Here is a 24,741-nt window from a genome sequence, read left to right on the forward strand (position 1 = left end):
CTATTTTATTAGGAGGAATTTTATAAATGGAAACTTATGGATTTGCAAAAATGTCAGTAAGGAAACTAGATGCAAAGAAACAGCCAGATACAACAGCGGAAATTCACGAAATTAAAGGTGTGCCAAAAGAAGGGGCTACATCAAGCTTTGATTTAACTGGGCTATCAAAAGAGCCAGTAAAAGTATTTGGATCAAATATTGAATACTTTATTGTTCGAAAAGGCGTAGGTTCAGTAGCTGCAAACTTCGGAATCCTAGACTTGCCATCTAAAGTGGAGGATGAGCTACTTGGGTATCTTGCTATGGCTGAAGGAATTGTCGGAATGGGGGAAAACACTGAGCCACCATTTGTGGCCGCGATTGTTGAAGCAGAGGATTTGTACGGTACACCAGTTGCATTTGCTATGACGTGCGGGTCATTCACAAAAGATGGTCATTCGTTAGCAACTACGACAGATGAAGACTTTAAGCCGGAACCTGGCGAGTATGTATATTCTGCTATTTCTCGCTCAATTACAATCGGCGAAAAAACAGAAAACTTGCATGTCCTCCGTGCAATTGGAAAAGAAGCTGTTGATGAATTAAAAGGCGTTGTTTTAGGTACACCGTTGGTTACACCCTAAGCCACCCCGTAAGATTGGGGTGCTTGATAAAGGAATGAAGATTGATGATGGGGTGGTGATTAAGTGACAAAAGCGGATTTAAAAAAACTATTTGGTTCAGAGGAAGAATTAACATCAGAGAATTTTGCAAAGTTAATTGATGCGTTACTGTTATTCGGTGAGTCTGAATTGCCAGGTGGTGGTTTAAAACTAACGAACAATCGTCTGCATTTAGCAACAGATCAAAAATGGCAAGTCGGAGAAGGTCACTTATCGGATATGATTCGATTGCAGTGGACTGCAGATAGAGCTAAACCAGCTTTGGTTTGGACTGATGAGACAGGTGCAGATAAGACAGCGATTATCAGCCATTACAAGGCTAACGACGCTGGACAAGCTGACCATGTTCATCTGTCAATTGAAACAACTAAAAACGACGGAACTGGACAGATTCACACACGTATGGAGTTTCCATTTGACACAGATATTTGTGAAATTCAAACCTGGAGTTCTAATTTTACTGTCAATGGTATCAGTAGAGTTGCTGGCGCTAAAGCATCAAATCGAGATTTTACGTTTGCTACAGCCAACAAAAAATTAGGCTGCCTTGACGAGAATGGGCGTATTATTCCGGATAAAATGTACTCTAAACGTTGGACAGTACGAGCGAATAGTACTGACGAAACAGGAAACAATGCAGGTTCTGATTTAGAAATTGTGCGCTACAAAGACGATGGAACGCCAGTTGATACAGCTGTTTTTGTAAAACGATCTAATGGCAACATCGGTCTAGGAACCAGAAGCCCAACGAGAGCACTTGATATTGTTAGTGATGCTATTCGTCTGCGTAATACAAAGACACCAGCTAGTGCAACAGCGTATGGCGAAAAAGGTATGATTTGTTGGGATGCAGATTATCTATATATCTGTGTGGCAGATAGTAAATGGACAAGGACCAAGTTAGATACATGGTAAAAGGTTAGTCTTCGGACTAGCCTTTTAATTCAATTATTGGAGGAAATATAAATGAGCGAAGCAAGATTAGACTTAATGATTAAGGGAAAGAAAAAAACGTTTGTACAAGACCATATCCCATACCGCAAAGCTTTGGATTATACCAAGGGAGAATCTGAGCTGTGGGGAAAGGATAAGTTTGGAACGGAGATTCAGCCTAAACAATTTGAGCTTGATGAGTACCGTGTCCGCTTTGTCGCGAGTATTTTTGACGATGAGGATGTAACGGTAGACGCAATTTTAGATGGCTTAGATGCATCAGAAGCGCCTAAAAAGATTTCTGACATCATTATGTATCGAGTTTTAGGATACAAAGAAAAATTTGATGACGATTCAGCCCCAAACGAAACAAAAAAGCAATAACAGCTGCTGAGCATCATAAATTGCAATTGGATTTAGTTAAGACAATTCTTGAGCATTATCCAAATTGGTCAATCAATGATGTGCTTGATACGGATATAAGTTATCTGTATGAAATTATGTTTACAAAAACACCGAAGAAAAAGAAAAAAGTTGTAAGACCATTAAGCGATTTAGTAAAAGGAGGCGGGTAATTTGGCAGGAGCAACACCGTTAGGTAATATGGTCATTAAATTGGGATTAGATGACGCTGATTTCGGTCGAGGCGTAGCTAATTCTAAAAAACAAGTTAGCTATTTAGCAAAAGAAATGTCGGCAAACATGAAAATAGCTGACATGGCTGGCGATAAGATGAGTAAGCTTGGCAGTAAGTACGATGGTCTCACTAAAGTAATTGGTGCGCAAGAAAAACAAGTAGCCAGTCTTAAAAAAGCCTATGAAGAGTCTTTTGTTAATGGTAAAGCTACCGAATCGACTAAAAGGCTAGCCTCACAATTACAGGACGCTAATGGTAAACTGGCCAGTTATCAAACACAGTTAAAAAATACAGTTGGTGAACTTGCAGAACTGAGAATTAAAACTACCGGTGCTACAGGCGCAATTAATAAGGCAAGTGATGGTTTAATTGCATTTGGTGGGAAAGCCCAGTCAGCTGGTTCTTTTTTAACTAAAGGCGTGACTCTTCCACTTGCCGCAGTTGCTACAGCAGTAACCACAGCGGCGATTTCGTGGGAAAGTGATTTTGCTGGGGTAAAGAAGACTAATGATGAGGTTGTCGATTCTACAGGAAAAGTTGTTTACTCTTATAAAGATTTAGAGGATGGCTTACGTGGACTAGCTAAAGAGCTACCAAGCACGCACAAGGAAATTGCGGCAGTTGCTGAAGCCGGCGGACAATTAGGCATTGCAACAGATGATGTTGTAGATTTTACGAAAGTTATGATTGATATGGGCGAGTCAACCAATTTGTCAGCTAATACGGCGGCAACTGAGTTGGCTCGTTTTGCTAATATCACAGGTATGTCTCATGATAAGTTCAGTAATTTGGGTTCTGCGATTGTTGATTTAGGTAACAATTTCGCGACTACTGAATCAGAAATATCGGCTATGGCATTACGTTTAGCTGGTGCAGGTAAACAAATTGGTATGTCTGAGGGTGACATCGTTGGCTTTGCGGCTGCTTTAAGTTCTGTAGGCGTAGAAGCTGAAGCTGGTGGGTCAGCTTTTTCAAAAGTCATGGTTCAAATGCAGTTAGCCGTTGAAAAAGGGACTGGTGCATTTTCTGAGCTTGAAGAACGAGCAAATGCCGCTGGATACACAATTGGCGACGTTTCAAATGCTGTTGGAAAAGGTGGGAAAACACTTAAAGGAATGGCTGAAGCATTAGGGACTAACAGTACGTCATTAAGAAAGTGGTATAAAGAAGCTGATAAATCTAAGACTTCGTTGGAAAACTTTTCTGATGTCGCTGGTATGACTGGCGATCAATTTTCAAAAATGTTTAAATCTGACCCTTCTGGCGCCATTATGAAATTTGTTGAAGGCTTGTCTCATGCAGAAGATAAAGGAACATCAGCAATCAAAGTTTTAGACGATATGGACATTACTGAGGTTCGTTTACGAGACAGCTTGTTGCGTGCGGCAGGAGCAAGTGGCGTCTTTTCGGATGCTGTGAAGACGGGGAATGACGCATTTAAGAAAAATACCGCATTAACAGACGAAGCAGGCAAACGCTATGAAACAACTGAATCTAAGTTAAAAATGCTTAAAAACGAAGCAGTTGATGCCGCGATAGAATTAGGCGGACCATTTGTCGATGCATTGAGAGATGGGCTAGAATCTGCGAAACCTTTAATCAAATCGTTAGGTGATTTAGTCAAGAAGTTTAGTGATGCTGATCCTAAGACGCAACAAATGATTATAAAACTAGGTGCATTTGCAATGGCAGCTGGACCAGTTTTATCTGTTGTTGGTAAAATGTCATCTGGGATCGGTGGTCTTGGAAAATCCTTTGTTGAGATGTCAGCTCAAATTGCTAAAAAGAAGGCTGTTGGGGAGTTTACTAAGCAGTTAGCTGATGGTTCTATTGAGGTTGGAACACTATCAAAAGCTCTTGGTGACGGGGTTGGAAAGTTCGGCTTATTTGGTGGAGCGGCGAGTTCGGCTGCAGGTTCAAGTGGTCTGGGTGCTATGGCTGCAACATTAGGTCCACTGGGTCCAGCTATATTAGGTATAGTTGGTGTCGGCGGGGCTTTGGCAGTCGGCTACGGGGCTTGGAAGTTATTTGGTGAAGAAGCTTGGAATTCAAGTCAACGTGTAGAACGTTGGGGTACGGATGTTGGTAAAGTAACTGATGAAACACTCACCCATATTCAAGACAACACGCAAACTGCTTCAGGGGAATTTGGTTTAATGGAACAAGGATTTTCTGGAAATACAGAAAAAATTGTGGCGAATTTTGAAAGAATTGGTCAAACAATTGAAACATCTTTAACTTCACAAATTTCCGCTTTTAAAGAATCTTTAGATATGCTTCCCGAAGAAATTCGTGGACCAGGTAGCGAAATTATTGAAACTGCTAATGAAGTAAGAGAGAAAGCACTTGAGATTGTTCAAAAAAATAATGCAGATATATTAGATATCAAAAAGAAATATGTGGATGCTGATGGTCAAATAACTGCCCAAGGTACAAAGATGATTGCGGACTTAATGCGTCAAAGTACTGATGAATATCTAAAAATTACGATTAAAGATGCTGATCAACGAAAAGAAGTTTCTCAAGCTTTAAACGGAGATATTGAAAGCTCAACTAAAGAACAGGCCACAAAAATGGCTCAAACACTTAGTAAACAAAGACAAAAAACGCTTAATCAGTACACACAAGGTTTAGAGGATTACAAGAAATACTTAGATGATAAAGGGTTGCTACACACCGAAGAAGGCGAGCAATTAGTTAAGCTTTATGAACAAGCAAAAGATAGATCAACAGACGCTATTGAAGCTCAATTACTATTGATTAAAAATAAATATCCTGAGATTGCATCGGAGATGTCTTTTGCAACAGGACAAATGGCATCAAGTATGGGTGAAGCTGGTAAATATGTAAAGGAATCAAATGAAGAAATCTTACGTTCTGCGCAAGATATGTCAAATGAATTAGCAGAAAATGCACAAAAAAATGCTACTCAACTATCTTGGACTGCTGACCAAGCAACTCAAGCTGGTAAAATTTGGAATGGGTTAGAGCTCATTGATAAAGAAGGAAATGTAAAAACAAACGCAGCTCAAATTGTCAAAGACGGAACAAAAGATATTGATACGTGGAACAGAATGAGAGTTGTTTTACACGATGCCAATCTTGATTCAAATGCTAAACTTATCATCGGAGAAGCGGCCATTGCGAACGGTCGTTGGGACGGGATGGCTTGGGAAGATAAACAAGCTGTGCTAAAAGACGAGTTTTCTCAAAACACCTTTAAAGCTTTAAGAGATGGTGGAAAATGGGATGAAATGAAATTTGAAGAAAAGAAAGCCATACTTTATTCTAATACTCCTGAAAAAATGGCTGAAACTATGTTTAATTTAGGTCTGTGGGATGAATATCAACCCACAATTAAAGATTTAAAAGCAGATAATTATAAATTTTTGAACTCGTTGAATGAATCAAAAGACAAAATGAAGGCATGGAATGATTTACCAAGCGATACAAGATATCTACTAGCAGATAATCAAGATGTTTTGGATAAAATCTTTACATCCGAAAAGAATTTTGCTAGATGGAATAGCTTGCCTGATATGGAAAAGAAACTACTTGCTGATAACTCTGATCTATTAGAAAAAATTACGAACTCGGACATTGAACTTGAACGATGGAATTCGCAAGATGATGCGAGCAAGAGGCTTCTAATTAATAATGAAGATGTTTATACGAAGGTATTTGAATCTCGAGACACACTAGCTAGGTGGGATTATCTTTCAGTAGAAGATAAGACGTTGTTAATGGATAATCAAGATGTGCTTGATAAAATTCTATCGTCTGGCAAAGAACTTGAGTGGTGGGACCGTAAATCGATATTGGAAAAAAATATTACAGTAAATAACGAAGATTTAGCGAATAAGATTTATGCCTCAACAGAAGCTTTGACTGCTTGGGAGAATATGCCTGTTGAAGTCAAGCAGATGTTTGCTAACAATGAAGATGTGATGGCTAAGTTAGATGATGGTACTTTATCACTTGCAGAATATAATGCAATACAAGAGGATTTGAAGTATTTTCTTGGGGACGCGACTGATGTAAAGAAAGCAGCACAAGATGGTGAAACAGCCATTGATAATTATACTGGTAAAAATATACAAGAAAAGCTCTTTACAGGTAACTCTGCAGATATAAATAATGAAAGTAAAAGTGGAATCGATTCGATTAATACGTTTAATAATAAGCAAGTTCCTACGAAAATGATGAACGGAAATGCAAGTAGCGTGATTAATGCTACAACTCAAGGGGGGACTATGCTAGATATTTATCGGAGAAACAATCCGGATACTAAATATTTAGCTGCTGTCGATAATGCTAGTGGTCCTGCAAGTGAAGCTACAAAAGCGGTTGGTGATTTTGACTCTAAGCCATCATTCATCCAAAAAACACTAAGTGTAGTAGCTGATTTTGGTGCAGGTATAGGAAAGCTTTTAGGGCTGGAAAAAGGTACAAACTTCCATATAGGTGGCCCGGCTATTGTCAATGACCAAAAAGGTTCAACTTACAAAGAATTAGTTATTCCTAAAGGTGGCGTTCCATTCATTCCAGATGGTAGAGATGTGTTTCTACCCGATTTACCTAAAGGTTCTAAGGTAATTAAAGCGTCAATGACTAAACGACTTGTACCTAAATATGCTGAAGGCGTGGGCATACCACAAAATGCTCAAATAATTAAACAGATGGAATTTTTCAACAGCAGTTCAAATAATAAGCAAAATTTGAATGTTAATATCAACCAAAAAGAGTTGATAGGCGTCATCCAATCTCAGCATAAAGATATGATGTCAGTTTTAAGAATGATTCTTCAAAAAAATCCCAATATTGAGCTTGATGGAAACACTTTAAATAAGCTACAAGATTCCATGTTTGGTGATAAATTATCAAGACTTATGTCTATGAGGGGGTAGCAAATGTTTTATGATTTAAGATTTATTCAAAATGATGTAGTCATTGATCCACAGGAACAGTTAAAAATCGTTTGTGCAAATATAAGTCGTGGCTACCCTCAGTACGAGGTGGAGTATACGGAATTTAGCGGGTCAAATGGAAGTAGAGAGTCTAATGCATCGTTTAAACCATTTAGTTTATTTCTTGATTTGGATGTATTTTTTAATAATGACAAGGATGCTGAATTGATTGAAACGGAGCTATATAGTTTGATTTTTATCGGCACCCCATACTATCTAATTCATAGCAAATCACCCGGTAAACGATTCAAGGTCAATCCAGTGTCGCTAGAGCGAGAAGACGAGTATAGCAGTTACACACGTTATAAAGCTGAATTTTTAGTATTTGAAGGTCATTCAGAAGCTGTTTCAACAACGCTAAGCAATTATAGCTTAGACAATGAGTGGCAGTTTTCGCAAGGAATTCTTGCGGATGACTATGAGTACACGTTTAATCAAAATAAATTTATTGTTTATAATGCAGGTGACTTTACTATTGATCCCCGTGAACAAGACCTAATTATTAAGGTAGAAGGCATGAGTGACGGTAAATGTACTCTTTTCAATAAAACAACAGGTGAGCGATTCATTTACAATGGTTCCATATACAGCGATAAAGGGGAAGCCTTAACGATTGAGGGAGTATATCCAAAGAAAAATGGTGTACATTGCGGAATTGAGACTAATCACGGCTTGATATCGCTAGTTCCCGGCAAAAATGAAATCGAAATTCAAAACATCTCTCGAATGAAAGTTAGTTTTGATTTTCGTTTCTTGTATAAGTAGGTGCATAAATGGGCGATTTAATTATTCGGAATTTTGAAGAAACCAAAGAAGAAATCCTTGTCGACGTTGATAAGGATTCTTTTACTGTTAATTGGCAGAAAAATGAGACGTGGGAAGTCAATTTTAAAGTGATGAGAACTGATGGAAACAGCGTTGTATTTGACCTTGTTGACTACGAGTCAATCGTTATTTGGGAAGGGCAACAGTATGTAATTAAGCAGCTGAAGAGTTATGCAGTCGGTAAACAGCAGTTTAAAGAAGTGGTGGCCATTCACATATATTACACAATCAAAGATGGACGCCAATACTCAGAAAAAACAGGAACTCTGAGTATCACACAGTGTCTGCAACATATATTTGCAAGTGGTACAAGAGGCTTTTCTTACGAGATTATTGACCCAAACAATCGCTTCTTAAAAGTCGAACAAGAAAACTTTGGGAAAGATAACTATCTGAAATTGATTGAAGAAGTCTTAGATGATTATGACGCAGTAGTTATTCCTAACAACAAACGTTTAACCTTTTATCCTTCAGCAGATTACGGACAGAAAACAAACGAACAAATTCGATACAGATATAACACTGACAATGTTAATTTTGACATCGATACGTTTGACTTAAAAACTCAAATTAGAGGGTTCGGAAAACAAAAAGATGAGTCAGCTGGCGGAGGGTACTACTTTAATCCAATCACGTATACGTCTACTCAAGCAACTGTTTGGGGGGTGAGAATACAAGACCCAGTAGAGGATGACCGATATACAAATAGTGGGAATATGCTCGCTCGATTAAAGCGAGAGCTACAAGATTACCCAAATGTTTCAGGTAGTACTACTTTAAAGTGGTCGGTGGATTTGAACAAAGGGGACTATGTAACGTTTGTGTACGAGCCACTTAATATAAATATGTGGATTCAAGTAGTTGGGATAACGGACTATCCAATGATTCCAAATAAGCCACCAGAAATAGTTTTTAGCAATACAAAAAAGACGATGACAAGCATCATCAAACAATTATTAAAGAAAGGGTGATGACATGTTACCAAAATGGACGTCAAACAGAATTGATTTAGAATTTAAAAAGCTGTTTGATAAACTAATCGACAAGGTCAATGGGCTTCCAGCCGATGCTGAGAGACGTGATAGCGCAACAAACAAGCGTATCGATAACTTAGTATTACAGAGTGGTGGAGCGTCGCCTAATGAGGTCGTAGACGCTCGTGTTAACAGTGCTGGCCAAAGTTTTGCAACATTACACTCAAGGTTAGTCGCTGGAGAAAAATTAACGGCGCTAGAGATTAAAGTCTTAACTGAAAATTATTTGAAACAAAAAGAAGAAATTAGTCAACTGAATAAAGTGATACAGAGTTTATTCGGAGGAACATCACAGACTATTGATATATTTATTAGTTCGAAAATTGGAAATGATACGACTGCGACAGGGACAGCTGCTAAACCATTTAAAACAATTCAATCGGCGGTAAATAGTTTGCCAATGATATCATCAAACATCTATTATTTCTGGCTAGAACCTGGTAGTTATTTGGAAGACGTCATTATTGACTCAATTCAAGCTGGAAGAATTTTTATCCGCTCCACAAACTATGTGGAAACAATGGGTGCAACGGATACGGGCTGTTACGTAAGATCGTTTGAAGTCCTCAATACACCGACTTATGTAAACTTGACAGGTCTCACATTTGTAGATACTAAAAATTCAGCGGGTAAATCAGTAAACTGTGACCTATCCGGATATGTATCAATCCAAAGTTGCAGTTTTTCGGAAAACACGAAATCAATCAGTGGGTTTAGTGCGGTATATTCGAGTGGTAACACAGCAATTTCTATTGGTTCTGGAACTACGTTTAACAATCAAAATATTTGTGTCAATGCAAGATTTGCGTCACATGTGATTGTATCTGTTAAAGGCTCTGGAAATTCAATAGGCTACATCGGTGACGCAAGTGTGGTTAGATTATATTCGAGTTCACCGCTATTCGCTACTACTCTCAAGCAAGAAAAAAATGGTGGGCAGGTGCTAGGCGGATGAATAAGACATATAAAACAAATAACCAACTTATCGAAATTGAAGCAACTGCAACCAATGTCATTAACACAAATGTCGTGTTTTGGTCACACGATAAAGGCGTTGCTCGCTTAAAATTCAAACTAAAAAAAGAAGGTGCAATTTTCCCATTAACTGAGGGAACAATCGTACCTATTTGTTTGTTGTTTGATTCAAAAACAGCAGCTGATGGAATTGGTAGACACGTTTACAATGCAACGATTGAGGATAAAGTAGAGGGCATTGTGTCTATAATCTTACCAACTAATATTATGGGATATCAAGGCATTGTGAACGGTAGCATTTATGTAGATTTGCCTAACGAGCAACATATGGATACAGCTGGACGTTTTACGTTTGCAATCAAACGTAGTCCCATCGATGATATCGTTCCCGAACTGCAAGATTATTACTATGCCGGATTTGATGAAATTGACCAAAAGATTAAAGATGCGCTAGCTAAAATTATAGCAACAGAGGTTAATTTTAATAAGCAGATTAATACAATGCAAAGCAAGCTAAACAATTTTGAAACGTCCTCTAAAAATCAAATGGATGCAATTCAAAAGCAAATAACTGAAAAAAGTTTATATACAAAAAAAGAAACTGATGACAGAATAATCAATACTGTAACAACATTTTTACAAGTCCATCGTGTTTATAACTATATTAATAAAAAGGTTGGTTCTTTTGTAGAAAATCCACATTGCTTATATAGGTATGGCATTGGAACTAGCTTGAGGAATCCAAGCGCTTCTGGTTGGGTTGATACAGGAGAAGGATCCTACGCAAATACGTTATCAATTGATGGGAAATTTGCAATACAATCTGCTACCAAAGGAGTGGCAAATCAAATTCCTCAAATGTTAGCAGCTTTTGATTTAGTCAGTCAATTAGAAAGAGAGTACCCATATATTTTTAGTAGGCAGGGAATCACGACAACAGCTGAAAAAGCTAGGTGGGTTAGAAATAATGCGAATCAACTGGCTATTGAAGTTTGGGGACGAGGAAACGGTATGCCGAGTGGACAAAACTTACTACGTTTACGATATTGGACGGGTAGTGAGTGGGATGCAAACTCAATGGTTGTTAATAGTACTGATAATATTGCTTATTTAAGGCTGGGTACACCAGCATCAGCAATTCAAGATAATGGAAAAATATATTTTTTATTATGGACAGCTACTAGTACTGTTAGTTATAATCCAGAAATTATCGTTGATGCAATACAATTTAACCACTCGTATAAGATAAATATGACACAATTTTATGTGCCACAAACTCAAGTTGCTACGGCTACACAACCAGGTATTGTTAAAGTTTTGAATACAAATGGTTCAACTGATACATTGAGTGCGTTATCAGCAAACGCGGGGAAAGTACTTGCAGATAAATTAAATAAGATTCCAATTCCATTAATTAATATGAAACCCGTAAGTGACCCACCATCTTCCTATGCTGATGGGATAACCATCTTTGATGGTGGAGCGGCTTCTGTAAGCGGGTATCCACAAGATTATTCTGTAATCGTTACGATAAAGTACAATGTAAACCGCATAGTTCAATACTGCTACCCAAAAGCTTATACTGGAGCTTTTGCTAACTCAAAAATGTATTTCCGAGGCGCTGGAGAAGTCTCAAATACATGGGACCAGTGGTTGTATTTACCACATAGCAATGAAATAGCAGCATTGATGCAAACCGTTGTTAAGTTAACCGGTAATCAGACGATTACTGGAACTAAAAACTTTAGTAGTATACCACAGTATAGTGGTAAAAACATGATATCGGACACAGGTTGGTTAAATTTGGCACTAGGTACTGGTTGGAAAAATTATGGAGATAACACAAACAACAGACCTCGAATAAGAAAGCGTAATGGACTTGTAATGGTGAGTGCTGTAATTCAACCAACAACTTCAATTACTAATACTGGTGCATCTGTCACTGTAATCAAAGGGATTCCGTCTAGTTACTGGCCGGCTCAAGGATTAACCACAGGTGAGCTACAGCAAGGTTCAGGAAATAATCGCTTTTATGCAAGACCTTTAGGAGACGGAACGATTGTAATTGATCGCTACTTTAATGGTTCAGGTGTTCAGTTGGACTATTCAAACACGCATTGGTATCCAATTAAGTTGGCGTGGTTTGCTGGAGACGAATTATATAGCAATTAAAACAAATAGGGGGAACAAACATGAAACAAGTATACAAAGTTATTTCATCAACAGAATACGTAGGACCATTTGAAACGGTGGACGATTTCCCAGTAGAGGTACCTTACACGGATAAACCAATTCCGGAAGACTTCTTGCAGCCATCCTTTGATTTTGGACAAAATGAATGGGTTGATTTAACGCCACAAATTCTAAAAGATGAACTAAACGCTCAAAAAGAAGCGCAAGAAAAATTAGGGAAAACCGCAGTCCAATTGTCGTTGGGACAAATGAAAATGCAAAAACAAATTAATGATTTAACGAAAGCTGGTGAATAATATGTTTGATTTCGAATCAATCAAATATGCGTATTTAGAAGGTTGGGCGACAGAAGACGACTTACAAATGTACGTAGATTTTGAAGCAATCACAAAAAAGCAAATGAATGAGATTTTAGGTGTTGGGATTAAGCCAACTAGCAAAAAAGCAAAATAAATTACTTTGAGAGACTTGTCTTAGACAGGTCTCTTTTTATGTCGGTTAAAGTCGGTGGTGAGATAATGACAATATTTGGATTGTCAGTGGGTGAGGTTGCAACATTATTTGGATTGGGAAGCTCATTATTAGCTTTATTAATGTACTTGTTTAAAAAGCTTGTTATAGCAGACTTAGACCAATCGATTAGGGATTTAAATAGGTCACTTGATTCATTTACTAATCAAATGGCTGAAAGTCAACGTGATAGAGTTGCTATTCATAATGAAATAGACGAATTGAGACTAGAAATTACAAAACTTTCAACGTCACATGAGGAACGTTTTGTGAATATTTTTAAGCGATTAGATCGCTTAGAAGAAAAATTATAAAAGGAGTGAGACCATGATATGAAATTAACTAATAAGCAATATGACTTTATAAAACGGTTTTTAACAATCGGAGTACCAGCCATCACGGCATTTTTAGTAACAATGGGCGGTCTGTATGGGTTCCCAACAGACGTTGCAGTCGGTACAGTAACAGCAGTTGCAACACTGGCCGGTGTAATTTTAAACATCATAAGCAACAATTTCAGCAAGGATAACGATAAACCTCGTATTGATCCGTACGAAGTGGATAACGAGTTTACCTTGTCGAAAGATTTCGAGGAGGAAGATAAAGATGAAGATTGAAAAACAAATCAGAAAAGGCATTCCTTTAGTTGGAGTGCCGCCTTACGGGCAAGTACATGCTCATTCCACAGGAAACCCAAAATCAACAGCGCAAAATGAAGCTGATTACATGGGTCGCAAAAACATCTATGATGGATTTTTTACTCATGTTGTTGGCAACGGTAGAGTAATCCAGACTGCAGAGGTAGGGCGCGGTGCTTGGGATGTGGCTGGAGATTGGAACAAGTGGGCGTACGCTGCAGTTGAATTAATCGAATCGCATAAGACAAAGGCTGAATTTGAACGAGATTATCGTTTGTATATTGAGCTATTGAGAGAACTGGCAAAACAAGCTAAAATTCCTCAGAAGTTGGATGCTGGAAACATGGGAATCAATACGCATGATTACTGTAGAACTCACCAACCAAACAATAAAACAGACCATGTAGACCCTTATCCTTATCTAGCAAAATGGGGTATCAGTCGAGCGCAGTTTAAAATGGATGTTGAAAATGGTGTGTCAAGTGGTAGCAGCAATAACAGTGGAGGAAGCTCATCGAATCCCAATACGCCAGGGAAAAATACCAAACCGTTAACCAACGGGAAAGTGGGCGATACAGTCAAAGTGTTTGATGCCTTGTACAAAGATTCTGATGGCAGAGGACGCTCAACCGCTAAACGTGGTCAAACTGGTGTAATCAAAAAAATCGCTAGTGGCAAAGGGAAAAAATACCTAGTCGAGTCATGGGGATGGGCGCACCCTAACGATCTCCAATTAGCAAAAAGTGGCTCGACCGGTGGAGGATATCCGGCTAAAAAAGTTGGACAAACCGTAACTATCAAGTCCACAGCCACTAATTATCAGACTGGTCAAAAGATGGCTAGCTTTGTCAGAGGTAAGAGCTATAAGATTAAGCAAGTTAAATCGGTTAACCAGTCTGCTAGCAAGCGGGCGTATTTGTTGGCTGATATTAATTCTTGGGTGTTAGAACAAGATGTTAAATAGCAAACTAAAAGCCGGTATCCATTTTTGGGATATCGGCTTTTTTAGCTATTTCAATTAAACAAAAATTTATGAATACATATTTCAATCCACTAGCTCTAAAAAGAGCTAGACTAAAATGTTTTTAGATAAGTTCTGATAGGTAATAATTTCAATCCACAAGTCCTAAACTAGGACTTGACAACTAAATTCTACATCAGTATTTTGTTTAAGTAAATGATTTTTATCATTTTCTCATTTCTTCTTTGTATTTTTCAATCTGGTCTCTTGTCCACAGGTTGCCACTAGCCACTCTTTTGACTGGTTCTGGAAATTTCCCTCTTGATATGTTGGTGGTGATGTGTTGTTTTGATATACCTAATTCAAGAGCAACATCTTGCATGCTCATCAATGACGAAAAATCTCTATCATATATTAGTGTAAAAGGTTCAGGTAAATCACTTTTGTTTGCGATAATATGGAGACGCTGAATCAATTGAACAGCATCATCATCCTTAAAAATAAACTCAAGTTCCACGGCTCCAGCCCCTTGTCCTTTCTGCGAACCAAACATCATTCCCTCAGAATTTTCACTAACTGTGTAAGTTCCTCTATTTTTATAGTTGTATTTTTCTAAAATTTTATATTCATCCCCAAGCCGAAATTTAGGGTTATAGCTAACTTTTACTCTAACGGGAACATTGTTGCCAGGTCTTTTAGGTAACTTACGTATGATTCCACCAATCCCATCAATTATAGCTGATGTTAAGTCTGTACCAGCTATCTCAAGGTCTGCTTGTGATAAAAAATAATAATTTAATTCGTCCACGTTGCTTATTTCTGTCATTGTAATCTCTCCTTATTTTTGACTGTCAGAGACAGTGTATTCTGCAATTTCTTGTTCGTTGTGATTTAAATCAAATTTTCTTAAGGTTGTTTCTAAGTTTTCAAGAAAATTCTTACTAAAAATTCTATCGTCATCTTCTTCAAATGAAAAATAATATGGGTCATTTTTGTCTTCGTAAGCTGGGTTATCATTCTCGCTCGTGATGATTTGATTGAGTGCGTCTACAAGTTCTTTTAATAGATGTTCATTCAATTTCAAATCATAGTAATAACGTAAGTTAACGTTTTGAGTTGACCACATTAAGTTATCAGATTCATTTAATTCTAGGTCTAGTAGAGGTGAATTTACTTTTCCTTGTAATATCCAAGGAAGTCTTTTTTCGATTTCTTCTGTTTTGATTGCCGGGATTACTCCGTCTTCGTGATTTTTTAAATTTTCGTAAGCTATGATTTTTATAATACCTTGTAAATCCTTTGCTATTAGGTTGATAGTTGTCATTTTTGTATACCTCCATTTAGTCTAAGAGAGAGAAGCCGAGGATTATAAATTAGCTAAAACTTCTTCTTTTTCGATTTCTGTTGCTTGACCATTTTTTACGACCAAATATTGCTGATAAGAAATGGGAGCATCTTTGAAGTTATAGACACCGTCTTCTAAGTCGTAAATACCAGGTTCTGTCGGATCAATAAATTTTCTTTTGAATCCCCATTTCGGGTCTGTTCCTTCAATTTTTGATACCCAACTTTTATGGTTTCTGCTTCCACTAGCAATCTCTAAAGTAAATATGATTTTCAAATCTCCTCTCTTGTATGCCATTTTTAATGACTCTGAAAAATATTCTTTTGGAGAACCTCCAAATTTAGTTGCTCCATGTTTGGCAATAATCCAAGCCGTTTTAAAGATTTCTTTTTTAGTCATTTTAGTTCTCTCCTTGTTTCTCTCTCATTTGATTACATACATAGTATAGCATATTCGTTTTACAAAGTAAACTCTTTTGTTTTATAAAGTAAACAGAAAATGAAAAGACCACCGAAGTGGTCTAACAGCATTATTTAATCTTAATTATTCTGTTTCTCAAATATTTCGGGCGTATTGACGCAGCTTCTAAGTCCATTAAATCGTTGCAAAGACCGAGATAGCAAGCTTTAAGATTGCTGTCTGCAGGCTGATAGCTGATTGTCAGATACTCGTTTTCATGCACAATCGTGTTGCCCTTTTTAAATACGTGACCATACATGCAGTAAAAATTGTAATCCATATTAAAATCACCTCCTTTAAGCTAGATACGCGAAAGAGAGGTGATATCTTTTTTAATTTACTTTTATTTTCGGGTAGATACTATTTTCAAATTCATACATGACTTTTGTTTTGCCAATGACACAATATTTTCTGATTACAAACTGTTTTCTTCTATTATATGTGCCGACGATTGAAACTCGCATTCCATCCTCAACATCAGCCAAAAAAGATAGGGAGTGGAGACTAATTAGACAGTTGATGTTTCCGTCATCGGTCATTAATGTAAAACGGACAAGTGGCTGTGCAGTAAACTTTAATACTCGTATCTTATCAACAGTTCCTATTAAGTTAATCATCCAATCACTCCTAAAATTATTTCAAGTCAGTTTCTATAATGTAACGAACTTTATTCTTTCCATTTTTTGTAACTATTTCTTTTTCTATGTTTATTGGATTATTTTTTTCTACTTTTGCAAAAATCGAAAAAATGCCTAGCTCAATTTGAGTTTTAACTTTATCATCAGAATTTTTATAATAATCAGCAACTTCATCTCCTGAATGTTTTCTAAGAAATTCTTCCATCATACTACTCACCTCATAGTTATTATACGAACGTTAGTTCCCTTTTGTCAAGAGAACAGAAAGCAAAGCTATTTGGCTTGAAAAAACGGATTAAATGAATACCATTTGAATACCAAATATTAACTACTGAATGATTTTCATTTGTGTTTAAAAGTCAAAAAATACTGATTTGAAGGCTTTTTCATGTTGATTAATTTTGATTTTTTTGATTAATTTTGATGAATTCGGGCAGTTTGCTGATAGAGGGGAATCCTATCGTCCAGTTATTTTTTATACAACGGAAGAACAAAGAGAGAGTGCTGAAGCATCAAAAAAACAGCTTCAAAATAGTGGTCGATTCACCCAACCAATTGTTACAAAAATCGAAAAAGCACAGCCCTTTTATCCAGCTGAGGATTATCATCAAGAATATTATAAGAAAAATAAACAACACTATGAACGCTACCGCGAAGGTTCAGGAAGAGCGGCTTTTCTCCGTAAGAGTTGGCAAGAATGATAAACTCTCAATCTTTACTCATTAAACTAGATGGCCAAAATTAAGAGTAATCTAGTTTAATGATTCAGAGTCTTTATTTCAAATAAGCCAAAGTGTGAAGCAAAGTCCTAGACTTAAAAAGGGAACAAAGGGTAATTCTGTCATTTTTTTATTGATGAATACGTGAATGAAAAAATAGCCGAGTAATCCAAAAAGGCTTGAGAAAAACAACCAATAGATAAAGGATATAGAGGGTAAGAAAACGCCCCAGGAAATCAGTAGTAAATAATCTCCGTGGCCAAATTTTTCAAAGAGGAAGGGGAGGCCAAAGTAAAGAACAAGCAATGTTGCAAGTAAAAGATAATTAAAGGGTCGCCCCAAATAAAGCCAATATCCCCACAAGATGAGACTGAGGGAGTAAAAAATCTTAGGTTCGACTAAATAATAAAAAATATCTGTCAGTGAGAGTAAAAAAGCCATTGTTAGCCATATGAATAAGAAGTACGTTGTGTTGTTCCATGATTGGAAATAAAACCAAACAAATAAAAGACCATAGATCACTTCTGAAAAGAGACAGATAAGTGGAATCGGTTGATGGCAGTGTTGGCAGTGGAACTTTTTAAGAAAAATAGAGAGGATTGGGATAAGCTCCCAATAGTTTAAGGGGTGTTTACAGGCGACACATTCTGAACGAGCGAGTAAAAAAGGTTTCTTTATAGGGAGGCGCTCTGCAACCACACAGAAAAAGGAACCAAAACAACAGCCAGTAATAAAAAAGATAATCATAGAATGAATGCTCCTTTCAAAGGTCTTCAAAAGAAACTACGCTAACTGAAGATAATTTTTTTTAAAATAGCCAATGTTATACGCTGTATAGTCAAAAAATCTGAAATCGAAAGTTAAATTAGAATAATTCTAATCTAAAAGAGAAAATAGTGTACTTTTTTTTGATTTCATACTATGATTTTAAGTGTAAGGAAATTAATCATATATAGGAGGAGACATTTATGAAATTTGAACAAACAAAAGAAGTATTGAATCAATTAGTTGCTGACTTGAGCCAATTCTCAGTAGTTATTCACCAAACACATTGGTATATGAGAGGACCAGAATTTTTAACTCTACATCCACTAATGGACGAATATATGGATGAAATCAATGAGCAACTAGATGTTGTTTCAGAACGTCTAATCACATTAGATGGCTCGCCATATTCTACATTACAAGAGTTTGCTGACCACACTGGAATTGAAGACGAAGTGGGGAACTGGGAACGCACAATTCCTGAACGTATGGAAAAATTAGTTGAAGGGTACCGTTATTTAGCTGATTTGTACCAAAAAGGAATTGAAGCTTCTGGTGAAGAAGGCGACGATTCAACACAAGATATCTTTATTTCAAACAAAACAGATATCGAAAAGAAAATCTGGATGCTTCAAGCCAAATTAGGCAAAGCGCCTGGGATTGATGCAGATTCACGTGCGAAAAGCCGTAACTAGTTATAGCTGACAAAAAAGTCGCCTCCAAAAGTCTACAATAGACTCTTTGGGGCGACTTTTTATTTTGGCACTTTGTCAAATGGTGTTGTTTTAAAAATAAGTCACAGAATTGAGAACACTTTTGGTGTTCTCTTTTTGTTTTTTAAATGAGTTCACAGAGACCTTGTTGGACTAGAATCCGCAGGCGTAGATGGCGAAATGTTCGGAATCCAAAGGCAATACGTTTGATTACTTTGATTAGGTTGTTTTTTCCTTCTAGTTTCCCGTTAGAATAGCTGTACATCAAGGCATTACAAATGGCTTTTCGATGCTTTCGCAGGTATAGAATGGCTTTCTTGAATCCTTTATTCAATTGCGCAGGAAGTTGGTCGATACAAGTAAAGAAGCCCTCATAATCCTTAGTTTCAAAGGTTTCTAAGAGTTCTTGATAAATTTCATAGCTTTCTCTGAGGTCAGAATCCACGGTTAGGAGATGGTCCAAAACCTCTGATTCTGTTACATATCTCTTTTGAAAGAGGGGAAACTGCTTGAGCGCACTGTAGTTGATATTTTTATGTTTCTTTAAAAGAGTCCGCCAATATTTTTTTAACTTGCGATAGTCCTTTTGGGCAAGGGCATCACTTTTTTTTAGTTGATTCATTGTTTGAATTCGTTGTTTATTAAAAGCTCTACTCAGTTGTTGAATCACATGAAATCGATCAATCGAAATTTTGGCGTAAGGAAATACATCTTTTACAAAGCTACTATAAGAAGCATTCATGTCCATGACAATATGGGTGACTTTCTTTCGTGCCTTTAGCGTAAAACGCTGAAAATACGCACGTAGCTTGAAGTTTCTTCGGTCGCTTAAAATGTCAAAAATTTGTCCTGTATCTGCGTCACTGACAATAAAACACATGGCTCCTTCACAATCTTTCGTTCCTTTAAACTCGTCAATCAATAAATGAGCTGGCAAGTAATGAGGGTTAAAACGGGGTTCTCTATGAAAAGAGTCTAGAACTCGTTCAACCGTTTTAAAAGAGACAAAATAGCGTTCGCCAATATCTTTCATTGAAATTTTCCGCTTCAAATCAATGGCAATAGCGAATTTCAATGGGTTCGAAATGTAACAATTTTCCTGAACATAGGTCGTCTGGGCAGAAAAAGTGGCGGTACATTGTTTACAACGGAAGCGCTGCTTAAATAACCGTAAGTAGGTAGGAACCTCTTGATACGGAATGAGCTGAATAAGACTCTCATAATACGCATGACGAATAATACAGTGTCCTTCATTGACAGAGCCGCAAGCAGGGCAACAAGAAGGTGTATAAGTAAGTACACCGGTAAAGACGTTGGATAGCTTGCCGGAGATCGTTTCTTTAGATAAGGGGTCCTCTACAAAGTAAAGGTTTGGATCTTTTATATTTAATAATTTTTTTATCAATTCACTTGTCTTTTCCTGTTTTTTTCTGTTAATCTTAGTTATAGGCATTTGGTTTCTCCTTCTATATTTTGTTTAGGCGACTTAATTATAGAGGAACCAAATGCTTTTTGTTATAAAAAAATTTGGAGTTCCTACTCATTTTTTGAGTAACAACACCAAATATTATAGAGCCTTTATTTTTGAGATATAAAAATGCTAATGACTTCAAATGGTTCAAGGCATGATAGAGATTAAAGCAAAAAAATATATACTCTGTGTATCAAAGCTAATGTGTTAGTAAGAAGGATGGATACGTCAATGAATGTTACGCCCCACTGTATCGAACTGAAAAATTTTTGTAACTAATGACGATAAAGGTTCATCTAAAATTAAATTGATTGTTTTGTAAAATCGAGTTATACTTAGTTTGACAATGTGGAAAGAGGAGTGGGAGCTATGGAAACGATTGCTAGAAAAATGGGGAATTCTGTAGGGGCAATTTTCCCTAAAGATATATCGCCTGAAGTAGGAGAGACCTTTACCATTTTGAAGGTTGGAGATACGTATGTATTAAAACCAAAAAAAGAAGATATTTTTAAAAATGAAGAGAACTGGAAAGGGTTCAGAAGTTCAATTTCTTCTGAGGATGTTGAATGGGATTCAATGATGCGAGAAGGAAAGGAAAATTAGTATGTATTTTCCAAAACAAAAAGATATTATCTGGATGGATTTTGATCCATCAAGGGGAAAAGAAATTCGAAAAAGAAGACCTGCATTAGTTGTTAGTAAGACTGAATTTAATGAGCATACAGGTTTTTGTCTAGTTTGTCCAATTACTTCTACCAAGAGAGAATTTGCAACATACATTGAGATAAAAGATCCCCAAGAGATTAGGGGAGAGGTAGTCACACATCAGTTACGATCTATTGATTACATGACTAGAAATGTAGAAAAAATTGAGCAATGTGATTTATTGACTTGGATTGATATTGTTGAAGTTTTAAATATGTTTATTTAAATGCAGTATGTAAAGACGCTAGTCTATCGTTAATCACAAAAATTAAGCTACTCTTTTCTAAAGTAGCAACATACGATAAGACAACAGGTTACGTGAATATAAACGAAAAGCCGCCTCCAAAAGTCTACAATAGACTCTTTGGGGCGACTTTTTATGGCTCTATAATATTTGGTGTTGTTACTCAAAAAATGAGTAGGAACTCCAAATTTTTTTATAACAAAAAGCATTTGGTTCCTCTATAATTAAGTCGCCTAAACAAAATATAGAAGGAGAAACCAAATGCCTATAACTAAGATTAACAGAAAAAAACAGGAAAAGACAAGTGAATTGATAAAAAAATTATTAAATATAAAAGATCCAAACCTTTACTTTGTAGAGGACCCCTTATCTAAAGAAACGATCTCCGGCAAGCTATCCAACGTCTTTACCGGTGTACTTACTTATACACCTTCTTGTTGCCCTGCTTGCGGCTCTGTCAATGAAGGACACTGTATTATTCGTCATGCGTATTATGAGAGTCTTATTCAGCTCATTCCGTATCAAGAGGTTCCTACCTACTTACGGTTATTTAAGCAGCGCTTCCGTTGTAAACAATGTACCGCCACTTTTTCTGCCCAGACGACCTATGTTCAGGAAAATTGTTACATTTCGAACCCATTGAAATTCGCTATTGCCATTGATTTGAAGCGGAAAATTTCAATGAAAGATATTGGCGAACGCTATTTTGTCTCTTTTAAAACGGTTGAACGAGTTCTAGACTCTTTTCATAGAGAACCCCGTTTTAACCCTCATTACTTGCCAGCTCATTTATTGATTGACGAGTTTAAAGGAACGAAAGATTGTGAAGGAGCCATGTGTTTTATTGTCAGTGACGCAGATACAGGACAAATTTTTGACATTTTAAGCGACCGAAGAAACTTCAAGCTACGTGCGTATTTTCAGCGTTTTACGCTAAAGGCACGAAAGAAAGTCACCCATATTGTCATGGACATGAATGCTTCTTATAGTAGCTTTGTAAAAGATGTATTTCCTTACGCCAAAATTTCGATTGATCGATTTCATGTGATTCAACAACTGAGTAGAGCTTTTAATAAACAACGAATTCAAACAATGAATCAACTAAAAAAAAGTGATGCCCTTGCCCAAAAGGACTATCGCAAGTTAAAAAAATATTGGCGGACTCTTTTAAAGAAACATAAAAATATCAACTACAGTGCGCTCAAGCAGTTTCCCCTCTTTCAAAAGAGATATGTAACAGAATCAGAGGTTTTGGACCATCTCCTAACCGTGGATTCTGACCTCAGAGAAAGCTATGAAATTTATCAAGAACTCTTAGAAACCTTTGAAACTAAGGATTATGAGGGCTTCTTTACTTGTATCGACCAACTTCCTGCGCAATTGAATAAAGGATTCAAGAAAGCCATTCTCTACCTGCGAAAGCATCGAAAAGCCATTTGTAATGCCTTGATGTACAGCTATTCTAACGGGAAACTAGAAGGAAAAAACAACCTAATCAAAGTAATCAAACGTATTGCCTTTGGATTCCGAACATTTCGCCATCTACGCCTGCGGATTCTAGTCCAACAAGGTCTCTGTGAACTCATTTAAAAAACAAAAAGAGAACACCAAAAGTGTTCTCAATTCTGTGACTTATTTTTAAAACAACACCATTTGACAAAGTGCCCTTTTTATTTGATTAAAACGATTGTTTAGCGCGGGCGATGGCATTTTTTACTTGGTCAAATCCTGTACCACCGAAGGAATGCCGTCTTTGAATGGCTGTTTTTGAAGCGAGAGTGGTGTAGATGTCTTCCTCTATTAACGGGCTGATGGCTTGATAGTCGGCGAAAGGTACTTCTTGCAGATAAATACCTTTTTGAGTGCAACTGAGTACCAATTTTCCAACAATTTCATGTGCCTGTCTGAAAGGAATACCTTTTGTAGCTAAATAATCGGCTAGCTCAGTGGCATTTGAAAAATCCTTTTCGGTCGACTCTTCCATTCGTTGCGTATTTAACTTCATTGTCTCAATCATTCCTGCCATGATGTCTAGGCTTGTCAGAATCGTATGAGCGGTGTCAAACATGCCCTCCTTGTCCTCTTGAAGGTCTTTATTGTAGGCAAGCGGTAAACCTTTCATGACCGTCAGAAGGCCAAATAAATTCCCGTACACGCGTCCTGTTTTTCCACGAATTAATTCAGCCATATCAGGATTTTTCTTTTGTGGCATAATCGAGCTACCTGTAGAAAAAGTATCGGTCAATTCGATAAACTGAAACTCATGGCTGCACCATAAAATAAGCTCCTCGCAAAAACGAGAAAGATGCATCATTAAGATGGAAGAGTGACTTAAAAATTCTAAAATGAAATCCCGATCACTCACTCCGTCCAAACTATTTTCATAGACAGACGCAAAATCGAGCTCGTCTGCTACGAATTGACGATCAATTGGAAAGGTTGTTCCTGCCAGAGCTGCACTTCCTAGAGGCGAGATGTCGACTCGTTTGAGACTTTCCATAAACCGTTCCTGATCCCTTGTCAGCATGCCGTAATAAGCCATCATATGGTGACCAAATGAAATTGGCTGAGCATGTTGTAAGTGAGTGTAGCCTGGCATAATGGTTTCAATATTTTCTTCTGCTTTATGGACCAACACTTGGCGGAATAAGGTAATCTTTTCAACAACCTCTTGAATGATTTCTTTTAAATAAAGATGCATATCTGTGGCCACTTGATCGTTTCGGCTACGTGCAGTATGCAGTTTCCCAGCCACAGGACCAATTTCTTCATGCAAGTATTTCTCGATATTCAAATGAACGTCCTCATTTTCAATAGCAAAAGTTAGTTTGCCCTCTGCCAGTTTTTTCTCCACGGCCTTCAAACCAGCAATGATTTGTTCTCCTTCATCTTCTGTGATAATGCCTGTTCTTGCTAACATTTTAACGTGCGCTAGACTGCCCGTAATATCTTGCTTTGCTAGTTTTTGGTCAAAAGGAATTGATGCTCCGAAAGCATCAATCCATGCTTCGTTTTTCCCATCAAAACGACCACCCCAAAGTTTTGCCATCGTTTCTTCACCTCATATTTTATTATTTAAAAAAGAAAGAGACGGACGTTTGGTACACAGTCCAGTCTCTAAGTCTGAGTATTTCCATACGAATTTATAGACTCCTACCAAATCTATAAGGGGGAGAGCAGACTGCAGGTAACAGTTAATTTTTTCCCGAAAAATCTGTACTCGCCTTTTTTCAAAGTGCAGCTGCTATATTATTGAAGATTGCTGGACTCTTTATTTTCTCTCGCAAGAGGAAAAGAGACTCACCAATGAGCAATTAGAATTCGTTTCTAACGCTAGGTTTGACTAC

Annotated in this window: 25 protein-coding genes and 1 pseudogene; 18 read left to right on the forward strand and 8 right to left on the reverse strand. The window is 37.2% G+C overall.

From position 1 onward, the window contains the following. Window positions 1-26: 26 nt before the first annotated feature. The 13 genes from IGI37_RS00515 (at window position 27) to IGI37_RS00575 (ending at window position 14,338) form a co-directional block, all read left to right on the forward strand. Complete coding sequence (locus IGI37_RS00515) at window positions 27-623, forward strand: major tail protein (protein ID WP_438759454.1); 597 nt, start codon at window positions 27-29, stop codon at window positions 621-623. A 63-nt stretch (window positions 624-686) separates the two neighbouring features. Further along, entirely contained in the window at window positions 687-1,577 is an 891-nt protein-coding gene (locus IGI37_RS00520) for a hypothetical protein (RefSeq protein ID WP_438759455.1), read from the forward strand. Window positions 1,578-1,628: 51 nt separating this feature from the next. Then, a complete protein-coding gene (gene gpG / locus IGI37_RS00525; protein ID WP_438759456.1) occupies window positions 1,629-1,979 on the forward strand; it encodes a phage tail assembly chaperone G in 351 nt (116 codons plus the stop codon). Window positions 1,980-2,171: 192 nt separating this feature from the next. Next, window positions 2,172-7,139, forward strand: a complete 4,968-nt coding sequence (locus IGI37_RS00530; RefSeq protein WP_438759457.1) for a phage tail tape measure protein — start codon at window positions 2,172-2,174, stop codon at window positions 7,137-7,139. A 3-nt stretch (window positions 7,140-7,142) separates the two neighbouring features. Next, complete coding sequence (locus IGI37_RS00535; protein ID WP_438759459.1) at window positions 7,143-7,964, forward strand: phage tail domain-containing protein; 822 nt, start codon at window positions 7,143-7,145, stop codon at window positions 7,962-7,964. A gap of 8 nt (window positions 7,965-7,972) precedes the next feature. Then, the gene (locus IGI37_RS00540; protein WP_438759460.1) at window positions 7,973-8,995 is read left to right on the forward strand and encodes a phage tail protein; all 1,023 of its coding nucleotides are present in this window, start codon (window positions 7,973-7,975) and stop codon (window positions 8,993-8,995) included. 4 nt (window positions 8,996-8,999) lie between these two features. Next, entirely contained in the window at window positions 9,000-10,013 is a 1,014-nt protein-coding gene (locus IGI37_RS00545) for a hypothetical protein (protein ID WP_438759461.1), read from the forward strand. Then, a complete protein-coding gene (locus IGI37_RS00550) occupies window positions 10,010-12,205 on the forward strand; it encodes a BppU family phage baseplate upper protein (RefSeq protein WP_438759462.1) in 2,196 nt (731 codons plus the stop codon). Before IGI37_RS00545 ends, IGI37_RS00550 begins: the two co-directional genes overlap by 4 nt. 20 nt (window positions 12,206-12,225) lie before the next feature. Beyond that, window positions 12,226-12,522 (forward strand): hypothetical protein, encoded by a 297-nt coding sequence (locus IGI37_RS00555; RefSeq protein WP_438759463.1) that lies wholly within the window; start codon window positions 12,226-12,228, stop codon window positions 12,520-12,522. Window position 12,523: 1 nt separating this feature from the next. After that, complete coding sequence (locus tag IGI37_RS00560) at window positions 12,524-12,679, forward strand: XkdX family protein (protein WP_438759464.1); 156 nt, start codon at window positions 12,524-12,526, stop codon at window positions 12,677-12,679. Window positions 12,680-12,744: 65 nt separating this feature from the next. Continuing rightward, window positions 12,745-13,050, forward strand: a complete 306-nt coding sequence (locus IGI37_RS00565; RefSeq protein WP_438759465.1) for a hypothetical protein — start codon at window positions 12,745-12,747, stop codon at window positions 13,048-13,050. Between the two features lie 18 nt (window positions 13,051-13,068). Then, on the forward strand, window positions 13,069-13,353 hold the full coding sequence (locus IGI37_RS00570; protein WP_438759466.1) for a phage holin: 285 nt from the start codon (window positions 13,069-13,071) through the stop codon (window positions 13,351-13,353). After that, window positions 13,343-14,338, forward strand: coding sequence for an N-acetylmuramoyl-L-alanine amidase (locus tag IGI37_RS00575; protein WP_438759467.1), 996 nt, complete (start codon window positions 13,343-13,345; stop codon window positions 14,336-14,338). The genes IGI37_RS00570 and IGI37_RS00575 overlap by 11 nt, the downstream gene beginning before the upstream one ends. A 223-nt stretch (window positions 14,339-14,561) precedes the next feature. Here the strand turns inward: IGI37_RS00575 and IGI37_RS00580 are convergent, their stop codons facing one another. The 5 genes from IGI37_RS00580 to IGI37_RS00600 all read right to left on the reverse strand — a co-directional run bounded on the left by IGI37_RS00580 (window position 14,562) and on the right by IGI37_RS00600 (window position 16,985). After that, on the reverse strand, window positions 14,562-15,161 hold the full coding sequence (locus tag IGI37_RS00580) for a helix-turn-helix transcriptional regulator (protein ID WP_438759469.1): 600 nt from the start codon (window positions 15,159-15,161) through the stop codon (window positions 14,562-14,564). A 12-nt stretch (window positions 15,162-15,173) separates the two neighbouring features. Beyond that, the gene (locus IGI37_RS00585) at window positions 15,174-15,659 is read right to left on the reverse strand and encodes a hypothetical protein (protein WP_438759470.1); all 486 of its coding nucleotides are present in this window, start codon (window positions 15,657-15,659) and stop codon (window positions 15,174-15,176) included. A 42-nt stretch (window positions 15,660-15,701) separates the two neighbouring features. Continuing rightward, complete coding sequence (locus tag IGI37_RS00590; protein ID WP_438759471.1) at window positions 15,702-16,079, reverse strand: hypothetical protein; 378 nt, start codon at window positions 16,077-16,079, stop codon at window positions 15,702-15,704. A 392-nt stretch (window positions 16,080-16,471) separates the two neighbouring features. Next, window positions 16,472-16,756, reverse strand: a complete 285-nt coding sequence (locus tag IGI37_RS00595; protein WP_438759472.1) for a hypothetical protein — start codon at window positions 16,754-16,756, stop codon at window positions 16,472-16,474. A 16-nt stretch (window positions 16,757-16,772) separates the two neighbouring features. Beyond that, a complete protein-coding gene (locus IGI37_RS00600; RefSeq protein WP_438759473.1) occupies window positions 16,773-16,985 on the reverse strand; it encodes a hypothetical protein in 213 nt (70 codons plus the stop codon). A gap of 214 nt (window positions 16,986-17,199) precedes the next feature. Here IGI37_RS00600 and IGI37_RS00605 point away from each other — a divergent pair. Next, a pseudogene (locus tag IGI37_RS00605) lies at window positions 17,200-17,478 on the forward strand (peptide-methionine (S)-S-oxide reductase); the annotation flags it as partial. A gap of 78 nt (window positions 17,479-17,556) precedes the next feature. Here IGI37_RS00605 and IGI37_RS00610 read toward each other — a convergent pair. Beyond that, window positions 17,557-18,243 (reverse strand): prepilin peptidase, encoded by a 687-nt coding sequence (locus tag IGI37_RS00610; protein WP_438759474.1) that lies wholly within the window; start codon window positions 18,241-18,243, stop codon window positions 17,557-17,559. 221 nt (window positions 18,244-18,464) lie between these two features. Here IGI37_RS00610 and IGI37_RS00615 point away from each other — a divergent pair, with 221 nt between their 5' ends. Next, window positions 18,465-18,956 (forward strand): Dps family protein, encoded by a 492-nt coding sequence (locus IGI37_RS00615; RefSeq protein WP_438759475.1) that lies wholly within the window; start codon window positions 18,465-18,467, stop codon window positions 18,954-18,956. Window positions 18,957-19,098: 142 nt separating this feature from the next. Here IGI37_RS00615 and IGI37_RS00620 read toward each other — a convergent pair whose 3' ends face one another. Further along, window positions 19,099-20,427 carry an ISL3 family transposase gene (locus tag IGI37_RS00620; protein ID WP_438759476.1) on the reverse strand — a complete coding sequence of 443 codons (1,329 nt, stop codon included), beginning with the start codon at window positions 20,425-20,427 and terminating at the stop codon, window positions 19,099-19,101. A 387-nt stretch (window positions 20,428-20,814) separates the two neighbouring features. On the opposite strand from IGI37_RS00620, the gene IGI37_RS00625 reads away from it, so the two are divergent. From IGI37_RS00625 to IGI37_RS00635, 3 genes are all read left to right on the forward strand, one after another. Continuing rightward, window positions 20,815-21,048, forward strand: a complete 234-nt coding sequence (locus IGI37_RS00625; RefSeq protein WP_438759477.1) for an AbrB/MazE/SpoVT family DNA-binding domain-containing protein — start codon at window positions 20,815-20,817, stop codon at window positions 21,046-21,048. A gap of 1 nt (window position 21,049) precedes the next feature. Then, window positions 21,050-21,376 (forward strand): type II toxin-antitoxin system PemK/MazF family toxin, encoded by a 327-nt coding sequence (locus IGI37_RS00630; protein WP_438759478.1) that lies wholly within the window; start codon window positions 21,050-21,052, stop codon window positions 21,374-21,376. Window positions 21,377-21,655: 279 nt separating this feature from the next. Then, entirely contained in the window at window positions 21,656-22,984 is a 1,329-nt protein-coding gene (locus tag IGI37_RS00635) for an ISL3 family transposase (protein ID WP_438759476.1), read from the forward strand. 88 nt (window positions 22,985-23,072) lie between these two features. Here IGI37_RS00635 and argH read toward each other — a convergent pair whose 3' ends face one another. Continuing rightward, window positions 23,073-24,443, reverse strand: coding sequence for an argininosuccinate lyase (gene argH, locus IGI37_RS00640; RefSeq protein WP_438759479.1), 1,371 nt, complete (start codon window positions 24,441-24,443; stop codon window positions 23,073-23,075). Window positions 24,444-24,741 lie beyond the last annotated feature (298 nt).

The sequence above is a fragment of the Enterococcus sp. AZ194 genome (assembly GCF_051713825.1).
In the GTDB taxonomy this organism is placed as follows: Bacteria; Bacillota; Bacilli; order Lactobacillales; family Enterococcaceae; genus Enterococcus_K.